Here is a 20,284-nt window from a genome sequence, read left to right as displayed (position 1 = left end):
TTTCTATTGACTTTTACTAGCTGGTCTATTAATCATTTTCTTTTTATTCTATGTTTTTGTGGCTTCAAAGTAATATCAGTTATAACTACACCATAATCCTGGGTTAGTATACTTTGAACTATATTTGCTATAGTTTCACAATTTATATAAAATTCCTTCTGGCTATTGTCTTCTCTAAAATTTGCATTTCTGTAAAAATTACTTTTTGTCATATCAGGATGAATTGATACAACCTTAACTCCTGTTTTTCTAACTTCTGCAAAAAGACTTTCTGAAAAATGGCTCAGACCTGATTTTGTAGCTGAATAGGCACACCCATAAGTACTTACTTCCCTTGCAGTTACAGAAGATATATTTATTATTGTACCTTTATTCTTTTTTAGGTTCCTTAAAAGTATATTTGATAATATAAGTGGTACTTCTAAATTTGTTGATACCATCTCATGAATTTTTTTAGGGTTCAATTCTTCATGAGGTCCAAAATATCCTACTCCAGCATTATTTACAAGTAAACTTATTTCATTGTCACCTTTTATTTCTTCTATAGTTTTACATAATTTATTTGTATCTGTTATATCACAAATTTTTTCTATAAAATCTTTACTGTATATTTTAGACTTTGAAAAATCTCTTCCCAAACCATATACCTTGTAATTCATACTTATAAGTTTTTTTGAAATTTCAGCACCTATTCCTGAAGATGCTCCTGTTATAATTGCAGTTTTCACAAAGTTACCCCTCTTTACTATATAAAAATCTTTTCTTTTTCAACATATTTGCTGAGTAGGTTATACACAAAATCTATCATTGTTTTATGATGTATATCAGCATAAGTACATACTCCATTTTGCACTTTAAAGGGATATGACAGTACTATTGAGTATGGATTTACTTTTTTCATTCTCTTTAGATAATCTTTGGAAATTCTAAATACACCTATGCTTATATCTTGAATCTTTTCAGAAGGAACAGCCTCAAAAGTCCTGTCTATACAATCTTTATAATATATTGCCCAATTTTTCAAATATAAAATTGGATCAAAACATATCCTTAAATTCCAACCACTTGATACCGCACTTTTAATACTTTCCAATCTTGAATTAAATCCTGGAGCACCAATCTCATATGTTTTTGATATTTCTTCTGGAGAAAGTGTCCATGCAAGTATTACATTTGAAAAGGGCTCCAATTTTTCTATGCACTTAAAATTGGCACTCTTGGTCCTTATTTCTATCTTCAAATTTTTATGAATGCCAGCAAATTCTATCCATCTTTTGGTGAAGCCTGTTATATGCTCAAATGCCAGTATATCCGTATCATAAGATATACACAAATATACTGGATGTTTTTCTAAAAGAGATTCTACTTCATGAAATACATCATCTAAATTTACGAATATAACTATATTTGCCGATGTATACACTCCCTGTAAATAGCAATATTCACAATTATAAATACAATTCATTATGGAAGACGTATAATAAAAATACTTATTTCCAAAATCCTCACATACTTGTGCACCGTCATAGATAAAATTTCCATGTTTTACTGCAAGTATCAATTTGGGACTATGTTTCTGAACTGCAAAGTCCTGATTTTTCCTAAAAAATACATCTTTATAATGACTTATTTTTATTATATTTGACTTTTTAAAATGAGATAATATATCTTGTGTATTTTTATTTTTCAGTGCTTCATTCTCTACATAAATATGAGAAAAGCTAGAAAAATTCAAGTTGTTTGACAAGTCCTTCAAAATACATCTTCCCCTCATGTTTCGACTTGCAATAGATTTGCGTAAAAGGCTCCAGGGCCAAAGTCAGATTATCATTTCTCAATTTATATATCCCTGAAAGTTTTTTCAACTTATTTTGCATATAAGCAGATAATTTTAAATTGTCCACTATCTCATTTATATAATCCATATCCTTTTCAGAAAGAATTCCTTTTGGCTTTATGCTGTTATCTTTTATGTCAAGAATCCATCGAACTATATTGTGTGAATTTTGTTGAATTAATTTTTCTACATCATTCCTGTTTAAATTTTTACTATCCAAATGGTCAGATACAATCTTTAAAGTAAAAATCCTATGCGGAGGCATGAATATTGATACAGCTTCAAAAAAGCCTGCTGCTTCCATATCTACAATATCACCTTGTATGTATTTACTATCAGCTTTTTCTACTATTTTACTAAAACTCTCTATGCTTCCCTCTTTAAATGGATGCTTGATTATCATATCTGGATAAAACTCCCTTTTACTGCTGTTGTTTATAATTTTATTACATAATATAGTTGTTCCAATACTTATATTTTCATCCAAACTACCGCAAATCCCAATGTTTATAAAAGTATCATATTTACTTACTTCAAATGCACTTATTAAATAAGTACATGCACATGCCATATTTATACATCCAGTCCCTGTAACCACAAGAATTATGTCATCATTTTTAAATACTTGAAACTTGTTTATAGAACTGTCTTTTTTAAGGGAAAAAACATCTATAAACGGTTTTGCTTCACAATATAATGCTGTTGCTAAAAGAATCATTTTTATTTCACCTCTTTCACCTACAATTGTAATGGTTCTGTAAAATCAGATACAGGTTTTCTTACATTTATTGTAGTTTTTCCAAATAACTTATTATCTATATAAATATTTAAATGCCAGACTCCCTGCTTTGGAATCCTTATATTTAAATTTTGCTTTGCAGTAGATATATTTCCGTCTTCAGAAATTTTATCTATTCTGGATACCTGCATGGATTCCCCTTCATCATTTACTGCTATAATTTTAAGAGGCTTATTTATTATACTGTCTTCATTTCCCCAAAAATACCAGTCAGTATTTATAAAACTATCGGCATAAAAATTTTTATCTACAAAACCGAACTTGTTTTCAATTCCTATTAATTTGGATATCTCACTTTTTGAAGTAAAAACATAAAAATATCCTTTTTCATTATTATTTTGTATTTTTGAGTGTTCAATATTTTTTTCTATTTTATTATTCTTATATTTATAAAATTTATTAATATTATATCCGCTGTATGCAGAAATTACAAACGCTGTAAAAAATATAATAGTCAATACTCTTTTTTTCAAATTAATTCACTTCCAATATAATTTAATATCTCACATAATTATACATTAAAATTAATTTGAATACATCTACACTTTATATTTTTAATAAAATAAAAATTGCACAATCTAAAATATAAATTTTAAATTGCGCAATTTCTTAAAATTATAGGGTAACCTTGTATTTCTTGTTTCCAATTGTTATATCAGCCACCGGGCAAACATTTGCACATAGATGACATCCAACACATTTATCTTCAATAAGCTGGGGTTTTCTGCTTTCATAATCCCATTTTATGGCCTGATGACCACCATCATAACAGGATATGTAACATCTTCCACAGCCTACACAATCTTCATTTTTAAACTTCGGATATATTATATAACTTCTATCAAGTGCTTCTGCCGGAACTATATTGTCAAGTGCTATACCTACCAAATCCTCTAATTTATCAAATCCTTTTTTCTCCATATACAAACTTAATCCATCAATTAAATCATTTATTATCCTATATCCATACTGCATAACAGCCGTAGTAATCTGAATATTGGAACATCCAAGAAGCATAAATTCCACTGCATCTTCCCAGTTTTCTATTCCACCCATGCCGCTTATAGGAATTCCATTCAATTTATTGCTCTTAGCAAGATCATGTATAAATCTAAGAGCTATTGGTTTTACAGCTTTTCCAGAATATCCAGATACAGATGATTTTCCATCTATTATTGGATATGGAGTGAAATTATTCAAATCCACTCTTGTTATACTTTTTATAGTATTAATTGCAGCTATAGCATCTGCTCCACCTTTCACTGAAGCCACTGCAGGAATTACCATATCAGAAATATTTGGTGTCATTTTGGCAAGTATCGGAAGTGATGTTCCGCGTCTTACTGCACTGCAGTACTTTTCTACTAATTCAGGATTTTGTCCTACATCAGATCCCATAGAATTTTCAGCCATTTGAGGACATGAAAAATTACATTCGATTATATCAGATCCTATTTCTGTAACTAATTTTGCAAGTTCAGTCCATTCTTCTTCCGTTCTACCCATAATAGATGCTACTAAAACTTTATCCGGATAGCTCTCTTTAAGCGCTTTCATGTATTTTAAATTTTCTTCCAATGGATGATCTGAAATCTGTTCCATGTTTTTAAAGCCGATAAAAGGAGTACTTTCCTTACCAATGATATCAAATCTAGGAGATACTTCTTCCGGTACATAAAATCCTATAGTTTTAAATACTATACCAGCCCAGCCCATTTCAAAAGCTTTAGCACACATCTCATAGTTGCTTCCAACTACAGATGATGACAGGAAAAATGGATTTTCACATTTTACACCACAAAATTTTATAGAGAGATCTTTCATCTATTTCACCTCCTCATATACATTCCCTTTGTATAATGATTCTTGTACAATCTTTATTTTTATGGATCTGTCTATTTTACCCCTTATACAATTTCTCTGACAATACATTTTGTTGTTACAAGCTTTGCCACATTGTCCTGCCTTTTTTAAATATTCAATAGCTTTATAAGAAGCACCTTCATAATTTTTAAATCTCAAGGACATAATTATAGCCGCTGGCTCCTTTCCAACTGGACATGCCTTACTGCAGGGGGGATCATAACACAAAAGACATCGTGATGACTCTTCTATAAGCTCATTGAATTTTTTATGATTTTTCATACATAACTCCTCCCTTTTTGATTTGTGATTTATTTTCTTTTTCTTCTTAAAAATTTTCCCCAGCCAGGTTTTCCTAAAAATTCGCCATCTTTATAAACCAATTTTCCTCTTGAAAATGTCATAAAAGGATATCCTTTTAGTTTTACACCTTCCCATATAGTATGATCTGAATCGGAGTGCATATTGTTCTGGGATATAGTAAATTCCTTTGTTGGATCATATATTACAATATCAGCATCTCCACCTATTGTAATACTTCCTTTTTGAGGTGCACACCCATATATCTTTGCTGGATTTGTAGAACAAATTTCAACTACTTTATTAAATGATAATCTTCCCTTATTAGCCTCGCTAAGCATATAAGGATACATATTTTCTATACCGGCACAGCCATTTGGTATTTTGGTGAAATCATCCTTGCCCCAATCTTTTTCATAACTTTGAAATGGGCAATGATCTGTGGCAATTGTAGCAATATCACCAGTTTTTATTCCTTTCCAAAGTGCATCCTGACTTTCTTGTCCTTTCATAGGTGGAGAACATACAAAATTTCTTCCATCCTCTCTTTTAAATACTTCATTTGTAAAATATAAATATTGTGGACATGTTTCTGCATATATTTCATATCCCTCATCTCTCGCTTTTTTAACTTCTTCCATTCCCTCTTTATTCGCAAGATGAACTATATAAAGTGGTGCATCAAGTTGTTTGGCCCAATGTATTGCCCTCTTGTCCGCTTCAGCTTCTACAAATTCAGGTCTTGATAAATAATGATACCATGCAGATGTCTTGCCTTCTTTTAAGAATTTTTCAGTTCTTATATCTATTAAATCAGGATTTTCTGCATGAACTGCCAATATAGCCCCTACTTCTTTTGATTTTTTCAATACACTGTAAAGCATACCGTCATCGGCCATTAATCCCTCTTTTTTATATACCATGAATACTTTAAAACTCGGAACACCAAAATTTACAGAATCCTGGAATTCATCTAAAATTTCAGGTCTTAAATCAGTTATAACTACATGAAATGCATAGTCTACACATGCCTGTGGTGCACAAAGAGCATCTCTCTCCTTGGCTGTCTGTATTAAACCATGTCCTTTTTGTTGAATAGCAAAATCAAAAACTGTAGTTGTTCCTCCACAAGCTGCAGCCCTCGTACCTGCCTCATAGCTATCGGAAGATACTGTACCACCAAAAGGCATTTGAAGATGAGTGTGTCCATCTATAGCACCTGGGAGTACATATTTTCCTGATGCATCAATTATCTCTGCACTACTATCATCCAACTTAGATGCTATTGTTACAATTTTCCCATTTTTTATTCCTATATCTGCTTTATAAGTTTCCAATGCTGTTATTATAATACCATTTTTTATAATTACATCCAAAATTATCACCTCTTAAAATAATGTGTAAAAGATTTTCAGTAAATACCAAAAATCTTTTACTTGATAAATTAATTTTCATATTAGCTTTAAACAGCTTCATCCATATTCTTACTCTTTACAGAAGATATATTTAATACATAATATACTACAAAAGATACACCAAATCCTACAAACCATGCATAACTGAACAATCCACTTAATCCGGGTACAATCTTTCCTATTAATGCTGCAAAAATTCCTATTGCCAGTGCAATAATTGCCTTTGGATTAAATCCTTTAGAATAAGTATAATCTCCTTTAGTCATATATAAATCCTTCAAGTTCAATTTTTTTCTCTTTACAATCCAGTAGTCACATATAATTATTGCAGCCACCGGTCCTAAAATTCCAGAATATGTGTCAAGCCATGAATATATATATCCACTTGGATCTGCAAGCAGCTTCCATGGCATTATAAGTATTCCTATTATTCCTGTAATAAGTCCACCCATTTTGAAACTTATATATTTTGGAGCCACATTTGAAAAGTCATTTGCAGGTGATACAATATTGGCAGCTATATTAACAGACAAGGATGCTACTACTATACCGAAGAATCCAATAAATATTACTATAGGATTAGTGAATTTAGATATTATCTGCACTGGATCCCACATACTTTGACCATATATTACAGCGGTAGCAGAAGTTATTATTATTCCCATAGCAGAGAATATTGTCATAGTTACTGGAAGACCTATAGCCTGACCTATAACTTGTTCTTTCTGCCCCTTTGCATATCTCGTAAAATCCGGTATATTCAATGAAAGAGTTGCCCAAAATCCTATCATACTTGTAAGCGACGCTGGAAATACTTTCATAAAACTTCCCATAGTTTTCAATTTTCCACCTTCACTTAAAAGAGGGCCAAAACCATGTGCAGATGAAATTGCCCAAATCATTAAAACTAGGGCAAGAACCAATACCAGTGGAGCTGCCCAGTTCTCAAATTTTTTAAGCTGTTCCATTCCCTTGAATATAACAAACATTTCAAGAGCCCAGAATATCATAAATGTAATTCCTGCCGACAAACTCAAACCAGCTATTTGAAAACTTCCCCCGAGGGTCTTCCATCCCGGTATTATGGCTGAAAGCAATACATTAAGTGCACTTCCCCCAATATAGGTATTTATACCAAACCATCCACATGCTACAACCGCCCTAAGTATTGCAGGTATGTTCGCACCAAATACTCCAAAAGATGCTCTTGAAAACACTGGAAAATTAATTCCGTACTTAGTACCAGGATGTGCGTTTAAAAGTATTGGTATCAAAACTATAAGATTACCGATAGTAATAGTAAATAATGCCTGTTTCCAGTTCATGCCAAGAGCTATTAAGCTTCCTGCCATCATATATGTAGGTATACAATGTGCCATACCTACCCAGAGAGCTGTGAAATTATAGGTATTCCAAGTCCTATCTTTGACTGCTACTGGAGCAATATCATCATTATAAAGCTTGCTTTCTTTTATTATTGAATTGTCTTCCATATCCAGTTCATGAACTTTTTTATCTACAGCTTGTTCCATAATAATCCCTTCTTCCTTTTATTTAATATAATCCATAGTTTTATATTTTATATAAAGCTATGGATATAACCCTCTTGCTTGCATTGTTATTTTTTATCAATGTCCAATATAGTTCTGAGAAGTACATTAGCTCCCTTTAAACAATTATCAACAGGAGTTTTCTCTATTTCACAATGACTATTTCCTCCGATACTTGGAACAAATATCATAGTTACAGGGAGCATGTCAGCTGCAAATTGAGCATCATGTCCTGGCCCACTATACATTCTCATATTTGAATATCCATATTCATTTGCATTTTTTTCAACTAAATCTACCAGTTCTTTGTTGAAGCTGATGGTTTTACGTGACCATAATTCTCTATAGCTAACTTTACATTTTGCAAGCTCAGAAGGAATGTTCCTGATAATTTCAACTACCTGTTGTATTACTTTGGGATCCTGATGTCTTGCATCCAAAGTAAATTTAACATCATCTGGTATAATCGTATGTACATTTGGTGAACAATTAATTCTACCAGTAGTATATACAAGCTTATCATCAAGCTTATCAAGTTCTCTGTGAAGATATTGAATGGCTTCAGAAGCTGCTAAAAGAGCATCCTTTCTCATCTTCTGTGGAACAGTTCCTGCGTGTCCAGCCTGTCCTATAAATTCGAATTCATAATTTACCATTCCAACAACGCCTTCTACAACACCTATATCCATTTTTTTGGATTCAAGAACTGGCCCCTGTTCAATGTGAAGTTCCAAAAGAGCCATATAATCCTTAGGATTTATCCTGTTACTTTCATCGCCCTTGTAACCACTTGCATCCAAAGCTTCACCAAAAGTCACACCTTCTACATCTTTTGATGCCAGCATCTTTTCCTTGTCAAATTTACCCGTAATAACACCAGATGACATCATTGCAGGATCAAAACGTGCTCCTTCTTCATTAGTCCAGATCATGACTGTAATTGGATGACGGTGAGGTATATTTTCTGTGACAATAGTTTCAGCTGCTTCCATAGCTGTCATTACTCCTAAAATACCATCATAATTTCCACCTTGCACTACAGAATCACAATGTGAACCCATCGCAATATGTGGAAGATCCTCTGCTCCTTTGAAAGTAGCATACATATTTCCCATATCATCTGTTATAATTTCCGCCCCTAGTGCTTTCATTCTCTTTGTAAATTCTGATCTTGCTTTAAGGTCGGCTTCTGATAATGCAAGTCTTGTTATTCCACCTCTTCCTGTATCACCAAATTTACTAAATGTAACTATTTTATCTTTCATTCTATCTTTATCACAATTTATATTTTTCATTTTAATACACCTTCTCATATTTTTATTTTAATTTTTCTACATATTCATCAACAGAATCCATTACATCATCTAAAATATCCAAAGCCTCTTCCAGTTCTTCCTTATTTATGATAAGAGGTGGAGCTATCATTATAGAATTTTCATGAGAATATGTTGAAAATCCTTTTTCTTTAAGCATTCCAATAATTTTTGTCATCCTTCCTTCTGGATCTTTTCCATAAGGTACTAGTGCTTCTCTAGTATTTTTATCCTTAACAAGTTCTACTGCTGAGAATAGGCCTATATATCTTACATCTCCTACACTAGAATGCTTTTCCTTTAACTCTTCAAGCTTTTCACCTAAAATAGCTCCCATATTTCTTGAATTTTCTATTAATTTTTCTTCTTCATAAACTTCCAATGTTGCACAACCTGCAGCACAGGCTAAAGGATGTGCATTATAAGTAAGTCCACACATAAGTACATTATCGTCAAAATATTCTGCTATTTTTTTATCTACCAAAACACCTCCAAGTGGCACATATCCACAAGTAATTCCTTTTGCAAAGGTAATTATATCAGGTTTTACATTCCAGTTGTTGCAGGCAAACCATTCTCCTGTTCTTCCCCAACCAGCCATGACTTCATCACATATCATGAGTATTCCATATTTGTCACATAATCTTCTTATTCCCTGTAAATATCCTTTTGGTGGAATAATTACTCCATTACTTCCAGTTATAGTTTCTATAAACACAGCTGCCACTTTATCAGTACCTTCATATATAAGCTGTTCTTCCAACTTTCCAAGATAAAATTCTGTTGCCTTTTCTTCACTTTCAAATTTTATTTTTTCCCTGTAAATATATGGGTCGAAAAATTTTACAAATCCAGGAATTCCAGGCTCACATGTGTATCTTCTTGGCTCACCACTTAAATTTGCGGCACCAAAACTCGCACCATGATAAGATCTATATCGTGAAAATATTTTAAATTTGCCTGTATACATTTTAGCTATTTTTATAGCATTTTCATTGGCATCTGCACCACCCAAAGTAAAAAATACTTTATCCATATTGTCCGGAGCTTTTTCTATTACCCTTTCAGCAAGTTTTGCTCTTACATCAACTGCATATCCAGGACCCATAAATGGCATTTTATCTGCCTGTTCCTTTATAGCCTCTATTACTTTCCTGTTTCCATGCCCTATATTTAAATTAACCAACTGAGATGACATGTCAAAATATTTTTTTCCTGTACTGTCCCAAAAATAAATTCCTTCAGCTTTTGTAATAACAAGTGGATCTATTTTTTTCTGTGCACTCCATGAATGCAAGTTATATTTTCTATCATATTTCTTTATAGTATCAGCTGTCAAATCCAATTCATCATTTTTTAAAGTTTCCATTTTGATTCCCCCTGTTTAATATATGGTTTTATATATTTCTATAAGCTGCTCTACCGTTGGCTTTCTTGGATTAAGTAAAGTAGTCCTGCTCTTTATGGCATCTTCAGCCATGTTTTCAAAATTACTTTCATCAACTCCAACCTCTTTTAGCTTAGTTGGTAATCCAGTTTCCAAAAATACATTCTTTATAGTATCTATAGTCATATAACTAATTTCTCTTGTGGATTTTCCATGTATATTTTCTCCCATAGCTGCTGCAATCGCCTTAAATCTATCTGCACAAGCAGCTCTGTTAAACTTCATAACTTCTGGAAGAAGCAATGCATTAGCAAGTCCATGAGGGACTCCATAATACGCACCAAGAGGCCTTGACATAGAATGAACTAGTGCTGTAGAAGAATTGGTAAAAGCTAATCCTGCATACATTTGCCCAACCATCATATTTTCTCTGGCTTCTAAATCATCTCCCTTTAATACTGCTTTCGCCAAATTTCTGCTTATAAGTTCTATAGCTTTTATAGCATATAAATCGGAAGTCCTCTGGGAAGCTTTTGATATATATGCTTCAATAGCGTGAGTAAAGGCATCCATACCAGTGGCAGCTGTAACACTAGGAGGCATCATTAAAGTAAGTTTCGGATCTAAAATTGCTACTTTAGGTATCAATAAATCATTTGCAATCAACATTTTTATTTTTCTATCAGTATCCGTTATTATAGAAAATTTACTTACTTCACTGCCTGTACCTGCAGTAGTGGGAACTGCTATTATCGGGATTCCCTCTTTATGAGGAATATTATCTTCATAATCTACAATATCTCCTCCATTAGAAGCCACCATGCTTATAGCTTTGGAAGCATCCAATGCACTTCCTCCTCCTAAAGCTACTATTATATCTATACCATTTTCTCCGGCTACTTCCACTCCTTTTCTTACTGTGTTTGCACTCGGGTCTGATTCAATATCATTAAAAACTACAAAATCCAGATTATTTTTCTTCAAACTGTCAAGAACCTTGTCCAATGCTCCAGTTTTTTTAGAAGAATGTTTTCCTGTAATTATCATAACTTTCTTTCCAAATTTTATAGCCTTTTCACCTACCAAATTTACTGTATCTTGTCCATAGAGTATATCCCTAGGAGATTGAAATATGGAATAATTCATAAATATCGCCCTGCCTTACATCTGATTTGTTAATTAATTTATTGTTTATTTAGTAAATCATCAATTAATATGTATATAATTTATCATATTTTAAAATAAAATCATATGTCCATCATGTACAAATATATTTAATACCTTTTGTACATGGTTATGTTTTTGTTAATTTTTATGTATAAAAATTGTATTATTTTTAATATTTTCATTTTATTTTTAGCATTTTAAAAATAAAATGAAAATTCAATGTATTGAATTTAAAAATATTCCAATCTTTATGGATAACTTGATGTCAAAAACAGTATTTTCATCTTTTAGATCACAGCCTAGTATTTCTTCAATCCTTTTAATTCTATATTTTATAGTGTTCCTGTGAATATATAATTTTTCAGCCGTATTTCCAAGATTTCTATTTTGTTTTAAATATGTAATTAAAGTTTCCATTAAATCAGAAGAATTTTTCTCATCATAACTTTTTAATTTTCCCAAATTTTCATAAAATATATTCTCCATTTCTACATGATTATTCATATCAAGGAATAATCTAAATATACCAATCTCCTTGTAATTTACTATACAGTTAGTTTTTTTATATATTTTTGCTGTTTTCAATGCCTTTCTTGCTTCCAAAATAACTTTATTAAAATTTCTTAAATCATTGCAAATTCCACCTGTTCCTATACTTACAGTTATAGGCTTTATATTTGTAATAATTTCTTTTTTTACAGATTCAGCTATATATTTTATATGATCTTCAATATCACTCATATCATCTAAAGGTACCATGAAAAAAAACGTATCACTTTGGATGGCATAGAGATATTTCTTATTGTTTTTATGCATTACCATATCCACAATTTCTTGTATATTATTGTTTATATTGGAGATTATATCTCCTTTTGACGTATCTATAAAACCATCAATATCTACTACCATGGCACAATAAAATTTATTTGGATTATATCCATACAAATTTGCTCTATTTAATACTTCTTCAGTAATTTTTATATCTTCAAATATTATTTCCTTCATAAAATTGTTCATGGATTGTTTTTCTAATTTTTGAGTGAATATATTTCTGCATATATTTTGTGTTACATCTATTAATCTAACTTGAAATGGCAGCTCAAATATTGGAAAATCAACACTATTTGCAAATTCTATAACTTTCTTTGGAGTTTCTTTAATATAGGGTCCTACATTAATAACAAGCCCTGATAATTTTCTCATATTAATATCTTTTACAAATTTTAATAGTATTTCTGTATTATTTCCGATAGCTACTCCAGTAGTAAACAAAAGTTCCCCACCCTTTACCCATTTGGCAACATCCGTAAGTTCAACTACATGAACCCAGCTAATAGGTCTATTTAAACCGTTTTTTCCAGCTACTATCTTCATTTCTTCAAGGCCAGGCAAATTTAACATACTTTTACAAGTAACAAACATATTTTCATCTCCAGTATATTTAGTATAAAAAAATGGTATTATATCTATTTAAATATAATACCATAATAATAAACACTATTTTATTCCTCTTTTTAAATACCTTTTTATTCTAAAACTCCAATCATCATAAACTTCGGTGTATTCACTATTAACTGCATCTAAAAAATCTCCAAGTACTCCAAGTTTATTCAATCCCTTCATCAAATGTCTGGGATAGATACAATGTTTGGAATAATTATTTTTTGGATCAATGACATTTAAATAGAAGTTTTCATCTAAGTACAAATCTTTGCATCTTATGTCCAATTTTGTAAACCCAAGTTTTTTAAATTCTTTTAAGAGCTCAATAATACTATATGCAGCATTGTAATCAAGTCCATTTTCCTTAATATAATAATCAAGTCTCACACCTCTCGCATAGCTTCTAACAATATAGTTGGATCCGTGATAGTAAATCTGTGGAAAGTGTTTGCTTTTAGTAGTTTTTTTTAATATATTAAACTCACTTTCACACACTTTTTTATCTTTAAAAATCTTTATAACTTTATCATCCGGAAGCAAATATACTATACCATTGTGTCCTTCCCCTAGAAATTGCCCAATTCTTAAAAACTTTTCAGCTATATCATCAAGTTGAATATAGTAACCGCACTTTTTATTACTCATAAATTCACCTTTCATAATTGCTGTTACTATATTGTATGAAGAATGTACAATTTAATTTACTTCTGATTCTATTTATATTCTGAAAATATGTCTAAAGTATCGATATTTATATTTTTGGATTTTACATAAGCCATTGCTTTAAATGTATCCAATGAAGTTATAACCTCTATATTTCTCTCAATTGCAGCTCTTCTTATATGGAATCCATCTCTTGTGGAGTCATTTCCCTTTGTTGGAGTATTCACTACCAAATCTACTTCTTCATTTTTTATTATATCTATAATATTAGGTCTTTCCTCATTGACCTTTCTCACTTCTTTAACTTCTATTCCATTATCCATCAATAGCTTTGAAGTATTTTTAGTTGCGGCAAATTTTATACCCAACTTATTTATTTCTTTAGCTATGGGTAAAAACTCTTCCTTGTCATGGTCACTTATAGTTGCAAGTATAGTATCTATTTTATTGTAAGAAAACATTTTGGATGCTACAAATCCTTTGTAAAGTGCTTCCGTAAGTGTTTTTCCAACTCCTAGGACTTCTCCTGTAGACCTCATTTCAGGTCCCAGTGAAACTTCGACATTTGGAAGCTTTTGGGTTGAAAATACAGGTACTTTTACTGCCACTATATCAGGCTCTTTTGAAATTCCAACGCCATATCCTATTTCCTTAAGTTTTTGTCCCAGCATTACCTTGGTTGCTATATCTACAATAGGAACATTACTCACTTTACTTATATAAGGAACTGTCCTTGAGGCTCTAGGATTGACTTCTATTACATACAATTCACCTCTATATTCTATAAACTGTATATTTATCATTCCATGGATTCCTATGCCAAGTGCCAACTTTTTAGTATAATCCAGTATTCTTGACTTCATATCATCATCAACATTCTGAGTTGGATACATAGTTATACTATCACCTGAATGTACACCTGCCCTTTCTAAATGTTCCATGATGCCTGGTATTAATACATCTTCTCCATCACATATTGCATCTACTTCTATTTCTCTTCCCATCAAATATTTATCTATCAATATAGGATTCTTTTTATCTTTTACAAAGGCCTTTGATAAATAATATGTCAATTCATCTTCATTATAAGTTATCTCCATACCCTGACCACCAAGTACATATGAAGGTCTTACAAGCACTGGAAATCCAACTCTTTTGGCTTCCTTCAAACCATCTTCGATAGACCAGATACCCTTTCCTTTAGGTCTTGATATATCCAATCTTTCAAGCAAATCATCAAATTTTTCCCTATCTTCCGCCATATCTATTTGATCTGCTGTAGTACCAAGCGTAACTATGTTTTTCTCCTTTAAAAACTCCGCCAGCTTAATTGCAGTCTCTCCTCCAAATTGAAGGATTACCCCATAAGGCTTTTCCTTGTCTATTATATTTAGAACTTCTTCTTCAGTTATAGGCTCAAAATACAATTTATCTGAAATATCAAAATCCGTACTTACCGTTTCGGGGTTATTATTTACTATTATAGTCTCTATTCCAAGTTTTCTAAGTATTTTTATACAATGTACAGATGCATAGTCAAATTCTATTCCCTGGCCTATTCTTATAGGTCCAGAACCTATTACGACTACTTTTTTATTTTCTGATACATTAACTTCATCATGTTCTTCGTAAGTAGAATAATAATATGGTGAAAGTGCTTCAAATTCTCCACCGCAAGTATCTACCATTTTATAAGCTGGTCTTATATTCCATATGATCCTAAGCTTATATATTTCATCTGGTGATATTTTCAGCATATCAGCCATTCCTTTGTCTGAAAATCCTTTTTTCTTAAGCATTCTTAACCAATCTTTATCAAGATCATCTATAGTACTGTTTTTTAATTTTTCCTCCTGGTCTATTATCCACTTTAGCTTATATATAAAGAATTTATCAATTCCTGTAATCTCCGATAATTTTTCTACCCTATAGCCTCGTCTCAACATTTCTGCCAATGCAAATATTCTCTCATCATCAGCATATATAATTATATTTTTTAAATCTTCAAGACTAGAATTTTTAAATTTTTCATAGTCCAGTGAATAGGCACCTATTTCAAGAGATCTTATACCCTTTAAAAGTGCAGCTTCAAAATTGCTTCCTATTGCCATAATCTCACCTGTAGCCATCATCTTTGTTCCAAGTTCCCTATCTGCATTCTGGAATTTATCAAAAGGCCACTTTGGAATTTTTACTACTACATAGTCCAATGACGGTTCAAAACATGCAAATGTTTTTTTTGTAACTGCATTTTCTATCTCATCCAGTCCATATCCTAAAGCTATTTTTGCAGCAACCTTAGCAATAGGATATCCTGTAGCTTTTGATGCTAATGCAGATGAACGGCTTACCCTGGGATTTATTTCAATAACTGCATACTCAAAGGAATTGGGGTTTAGTGCCAACTGTACGTTACATCCACCTTCAATACCAACTTCATTTATTATATCTATAGATGCACTTCTAAGCATCTGGTATTCTTTATCAGACAAAGTCTGACTTGGAGCTGTAACTATACTATCCCCTGTATGGATTCCTACAGGATCTATATTTTCCATATTACATACTGTTATACAATTTCCAAAGCTGTCCCTCATAACTTCATATTCTATTTCTTTCCATCCTTTTATACTTCTTTCAAGAAGTACTTGGTGAATTGAACTCAGTTCCAATCCCGATTCCAGTATAGTATTCAATTCATATTCATCATTAGCTATTCCGCCGCCTGTTCCTCCAAGAGTATAAGCAGGCCTTACTATAACAGGATAACCTATTTTCTTTGCAAATTTCCTGCCACTTTCCATATCAGTTATTATGGCACTGTCCACTACAGGCTGACCTATCTTTTGCATAGTATCCCTGAATAATTCTCTATCCTCGCCTTTTTCTATAGCCTCTATTGAAGTTCCTATTATATTTACATTGTATTTTTGAAGTATCTTTTTTTCATGCAATTCCACCGTAAGATTTAATGCTGTCTGTCCGCCCATTCCAGCCAATAGACTATCTGGTCTCTCTTCTTTTATAACTTTTTCTACAAACTCCACTGTCAATGGCTCTATATATACTTTATCTGCTATTTCCCTATCGGTCATTATTGTTGCAGGATTGCTGTTTATAAGTACAACTTCTATTCCTTCTTCTCTTAAAGACTCACATGCTTGAGTACCTGAATAATCAAATTCTGCTGCCTGGCCAATTATTATTGGACCAGATCCTATAACTAGTACTTTTTTAATATTTTTATTTAATGGCATTTAATTTATCTCCTTTCAGCTTATTTATGATTTAAAGTGAATACTTCATAAATTCATCAAATATGTAATTATTATCTGCTGGTCCCGGCCCAGCTTCCGGATGAAACTGTATTGAAAATATGGGTAATTTTTTATGTCTCATACCTTCAACAGTATTGTCATTTACACTAACATGAGTAATCTCCATGTCCTGTGGAAGTTTATTCACATAATATCCATGGTTTTGTGAAGTTATATAAACTCTATTTGTATCCAGATTTTTAACAGGATGATTGCATCCCCTATGACCAAATTTCAGCTTTGATGTTTCTCCACCAAGAGCCAATGCTAAAAGTTGATGTCCAAGACATATTCCAACGATAGGTTTTTTTCCTATAAGTTGTTTTATATTTTCTATTTCATGTTTAAGATCACATGGATCTCCCGGTCCATTAGACAAGAAAATCAAGTCAGGATTTACTTTCAATACATCTTTTGCAGGAGTAAATGATGGAAATACAGTAATCTTGCATTTTCTGTCTGCAAATGATTTTATTATACTGTTTTTTATTCCGAAATCCAAAATAGCAACGTGTTTACCTGTTCCATTTATTGAATAGACATTTTTACTTGTAACTTCAGAAACTGCATTTTTATTTGAGAAACATCTTATTTCATCTTTTACAGCAGAAAAGCTTAAATTTTCAACAGTTATAATTCCCTTCATAGTACCACTATTTCTAAGCAGTCTTGTAAGTGCCCTTGTATCAATTCCGGAAATTCCTATAATCTTATTCAATTTCAAATAGTCTTCAAGCTCTAATTCAGATCTGAAATTACTGGATTTGTGGCAATTTTCTCTAACTATAAAACCTTTGACGGTAGGTTTTGAGGACTCCATATCATTTAAGTTTATTCCATAGTTTCCTATAAGTGGATATGTCATTACAACAATTTGACCATAATAAGATGGATCTGTAAGTATCTCTTCATAACCTGTCATTCCAGTATTAAATACTACTTCTCCTATACTATCTTCTAAATACCCAAAAGCTTCACCTTCAAAGATATGTCCATTTTCTAATATAAGCTTTCCCTTCATAAATATACCTCCTGTATTTTTACAGCAAAAACACACTTATCTATTAAAAAATAAAAAGGTAATAAAAAACTATTTACAAAATAATTTTTTCATTACCTTTTTATAAGTTTATATATAACTAATCTTTTTTTTAATACATAAAAACAATTATTCATTATATACCTCTTTCTGGCCTCACAGGACCAATTTAAAGTGTATTTTTCACTTAATTTCTAACGCCTATTGTACGTTAAAAATCTCTTAATGTCAAGTATAAAATATAAAGAGAGGATAGAAACTATCCTCTCTTTATATTAAAGATAAAACATATAATTTATATTATAAACGACATCTTTCATCTTGCTTTACATTTTTAATAGTTGTTATATTTATAATCTCTGTCTGAAATGCTTTAAGCAACGCCTTTTCAAGAACTTTTTCATGGTCAAAATTAGCTACATCGTTACAAATTGCAAAAACTTTATTTACATCACCATATAAATTCTGATAGGTTAAAGTTACATTAGGATTATCGAACTCTACGTTCACTATTTTTAGCCCCCAGGAGATTTGAGCAAACTTGTCTTTCACTTCTAGTTTAGTTAAATTCTCCAGTTTTTTTGCATCCTCTGAAGGATTTGTCACTATTATTAATTCGTCTCCAACTTTATATTTACTCATTCCAATCAACTCCCTTTAATTTTCTAATTTATTCTGTTAAGCTTTTCTTTATCTTAATTATACACTATACAAGTTATTTAAATCAAGCTTTTTTGCGATATTTTTAACAAACTTTTTTGTAAATTAATATTATGCCCTAAATTGAAAATATTATCAATTTCCAATTTGTAAATACTATAAATTTATTTGGAAAATATTTATGTATTCTATGACAATACTTTATACAACTTTCTTTTTAAGGAAATAAGATCCATAATCCTTGTGATAATATTTTATCACTAATTTCAATTTTCAAACCCAAGACTCTTCTTTAAGCCATTCCGTCCCAATACAGTATTGGAAAAAATATTCCTAGTTTTTTGAAGATATTCTTCAGGATTAATCATAGATGGACTAAAATGTGTCAACCAAAGTTCTTCTACATTAGCTTGTTTTGCAATTTCAGCTGATTCACTAAACAACATATGCTTATACTCTACTGCCTTTTGAAATTTTTCTTCATCTCCATAAGTACCTTCACATACAAATAAATTGGAGTTTTCAACAAATTGTATTAAATCTGAAGTTGGTCTTGAATCAGTACAGTAAGATACTTTTATTCCTCTTCTCTCTTTTCCTAAAACCATATCTGGGGTATACACAACATTTTGGTATTTACAATTTTCACCCTTTTGCAGTGTATTCCATAATTTAATAGGAACATTATTATTTTCGGCCATTTGCCTGTCAAATTTTTTATTTCTTGGAATATAAATAGAATACGCAATACATGGTATACCATGATCTACTGGAAGTGCTCTTATATTAAAAGCACCCATTTTTTGTGAACATTTTTCTTCTGCATTGAACTCTATAAGGTTTAATTCATATGGCAGACTGGGAGCGATAACCCTCAATCCTTCTATTGTATTACATAATCCAGAAGGCCCCATTATAGTTATAGGATCTTTTCTTCCTGAACCTGCTATAGTCAAAAGCAGGCCTGGAAGCCCAGCTATGTGATCAGCATGAAAATGTGTAAATAATATTGTATCTATAGATTTAAATCCTAATTTATAGATTTTCAAACTTACCTGAGTTCCCTCCCCGCAATCTATAAGTAGTTTTCTGCCATTATATGAAAGAACCATAGAAGTTAAAAATCTTTCCGGAGTGGGCATACCTCCTCCACAACCAAGCAAACATAAATCCAACATAAATATTTATCTCCTTGTCATATGTTAAATTAAGACTGCAGCAAATATGAGTTGCAGTCCCAACTGTTTTTCATTAATAATTTTATCACCAACAGGTACTTACTTAAATTCAACGAGAAGTCTCAAATCAAACACTTAATATTAAATCATCAATTTTGCATCCCAATATCCTAGCAATAACAACAACTTTGTCAAAACTTGGATTTTTCTTGTCTCCTCTTTCTAATTCCTCAAGATAGGATTTAGATATTGAAGTCCCAAAGCCAGCATCTTTTGTAAGATTTTGAATATCCAATGTTGTATACCCCAACCTTTCTCTTATATGACGAATTTTTTTACCATTCAGCATAAAA

General features: G+C 31.6%; 18 protein-coding genes. All 18 read right to left on the bottom strand.

The features are described from left to right. Positions 1-32: 32 nt before the first annotated feature. Positions 33-728, bottom strand: coding sequence for an SDR family oxidoreductase (locus tag J418_RS0109985; RefSeq protein ID WP_017751037.1), 696 nt, complete (start codon positions 726-728; stop codon positions 33-35). 17 nt (positions 729-745) lie between these two features. Continuing rightward, a complete protein-coding gene (locus J418_RS0109980; RefSeq protein WP_017751036.1) occupies positions 746-1,756 on the bottom strand; it encodes an SPL family radical SAM protein in 1,011 nt (336 codons plus the stop codon). Next, positions 1,722-2,555: a 5'-methylthioadenosine/S-adenosylhomocysteine nucleosidase family protein gene (locus J418_RS0109975; protein ID WP_017895508.1), complete on the bottom strand. Its 834-nt coding sequence runs from the start codon at positions 2,553-2,555 to the stop codon at positions 1,722-1,724. The genes J418_RS0109980 and J418_RS0109975 overlap by 35 nt, the downstream gene beginning before the upstream one ends. Positions 2,556-2,575: 20 nt before the next feature. After that, positions 2,576-3,109, bottom strand: a complete 534-nt coding sequence (locus J418_RS0109970; RefSeq protein WP_017751034.1) for a hypothetical protein — start codon at positions 3,107-3,109, stop codon at positions 2,576-2,578. Between the two features lie 142 nt (positions 3,110-3,251). Beyond that, on the bottom strand, positions 3,252-4,460 hold the full coding sequence (gene preA / locus J418_RS0109965; protein ID WP_017751033.1) for an NAD-dependent dihydropyrimidine dehydrogenase subunit PreA: 1,209 nt from the start codon (positions 4,458-4,460) through the stop codon (positions 3,252-3,254). Beyond that, positions 4,461-4,781: a hypothetical protein gene (locus J418_RS0109960; protein WP_017751032.1), complete on the bottom strand. Its 321-nt coding sequence runs from the start codon at positions 4,779-4,781 to the stop codon at positions 4,461-4,463. Between the two features lie 29 nt (positions 4,782-4,810). Next, entirely contained in the window at positions 4,811-6,175 is a 1,365-nt protein-coding gene (hydA, locus tag J418_RS0109955) for a dihydropyrimidinase (protein WP_017895507.1), read from the bottom strand. 86 nt (positions 6,176-6,261) lie between these two features. Beyond that, positions 6,262-7,746 (bottom strand): NCS1 family nucleobase:cation symporter-1, encoded by a 1,485-nt coding sequence (locus tag J418_RS0109950; protein ID WP_017751030.1) that lies wholly within the window; start codon positions 7,744-7,746, stop codon positions 6,262-6,264. Positions 7,747-7,832: 86 nt separating this feature from the next. Further along, positions 7,833-9,059, bottom strand: a complete 1,227-nt coding sequence (locus tag J418_RS0109945; RefSeq protein WP_017751029.1) for a Zn-dependent hydrolase — start codon at positions 9,057-9,059, stop codon at positions 7,833-7,835. Between the two features lie 22 nt (positions 9,060-9,081). Further along, on the bottom strand, positions 9,082-10,446 hold the full coding sequence (locus J418_RS0109940) for an aminotransferase class III-fold pyridoxal phosphate-dependent enzyme (protein WP_017751028.1): 1,365 nt from the start codon (positions 10,444-10,446) through the stop codon (positions 9,082-9,084). A 15-nt stretch (positions 10,447-10,461) separates the two neighbouring features. Next, on the bottom strand, positions 10,462-11,610 hold the full coding sequence (locus J418_RS0109935) for an iron-containing alcohol dehydrogenase (RefSeq protein ID WP_017751027.1): 1,149 nt from the start codon (positions 11,608-11,610) through the stop codon (positions 10,462-10,464). 237 nt (positions 11,611-11,847) lie between these two features. After that, positions 11,848-13,053, bottom strand: coding sequence for a PucR family transcriptional regulator (locus J418_RS0109930; RefSeq protein WP_017895506.1), 1,206 nt, complete (start codon positions 13,051-13,053; stop codon positions 11,848-11,850). Between the two features lie 75 nt (positions 13,054-13,128). After that, positions 13,129-13,719 (bottom strand): hypothetical protein, encoded by a 591-nt coding sequence (locus tag J418_RS0109925; protein ID WP_017751025.1) that lies wholly within the window; start codon positions 13,717-13,719, stop codon positions 13,129-13,131. A gap of 68 nt (positions 13,720-13,787) precedes the next feature. Further along, positions 13,788-16,994: a carbamoyl-phosphate synthase large subunit gene (gene carB / locus J418_RS0109920; protein WP_017895505.1), complete on the bottom strand. Its 3,207-nt coding sequence runs from the start codon at positions 16,992-16,994 to the stop codon at positions 13,788-13,790. 31 nt (positions 16,995-17,025) lie between these two features. Then, entirely contained in the window at positions 17,026-18,075 is a 1,050-nt protein-coding gene (locus J418_RS0109915; RefSeq protein ID WP_017751023.1) for a carbamoyl phosphate synthase small subunit, read from the bottom strand. Between the two features lie 318 nt (positions 18,076-18,393). Next, the gene (locus J418_RS0109910; RefSeq protein WP_017751022.1) at positions 18,394-18,735 is read right to left on the bottom strand and encodes a hypothetical protein; all 342 of its coding nucleotides are present in this window, start codon (positions 18,733-18,735) and stop codon (positions 18,394-18,396) included. A gap of 284 nt (positions 18,736-19,019) precedes the next feature. Then, positions 19,020-19,931 carry a ribonuclease Z gene (locus tag J418_RS0109905; protein WP_017895504.1) on the bottom strand — a complete coding sequence of 304 codons (912 nt, stop codon included), beginning with the start codon at positions 19,929-19,931 and terminating at the stop codon, positions 19,020-19,022. 127 nt (positions 19,932-20,058) lie between these two features. Further along, complete coding sequence (locus J418_RS0109900) at positions 20,059-20,280, bottom strand: helix-turn-helix domain-containing protein (RefSeq protein WP_017751020.1); 222 nt, start codon at positions 20,278-20,280, stop codon at positions 20,059-20,061. Positions 20,281-20,284 lie beyond the last annotated feature (4 nt).

It is taken from the genome of Clostridium tyrobutyricum DSM 2637 = ATCC 25755 = JCM 11008 (assembly GCF_000359585.1).
GTDB lineage: Bacteria > Bacillota > Clostridia > Clostridiales > Clostridiaceae > Clostridium_B > Clostridium_B tyrobutyricum.
Note: the sequence above shows the minus strand (reverse complement) of the source record. Positions and strands in the feature narration are given on the sequence as shown.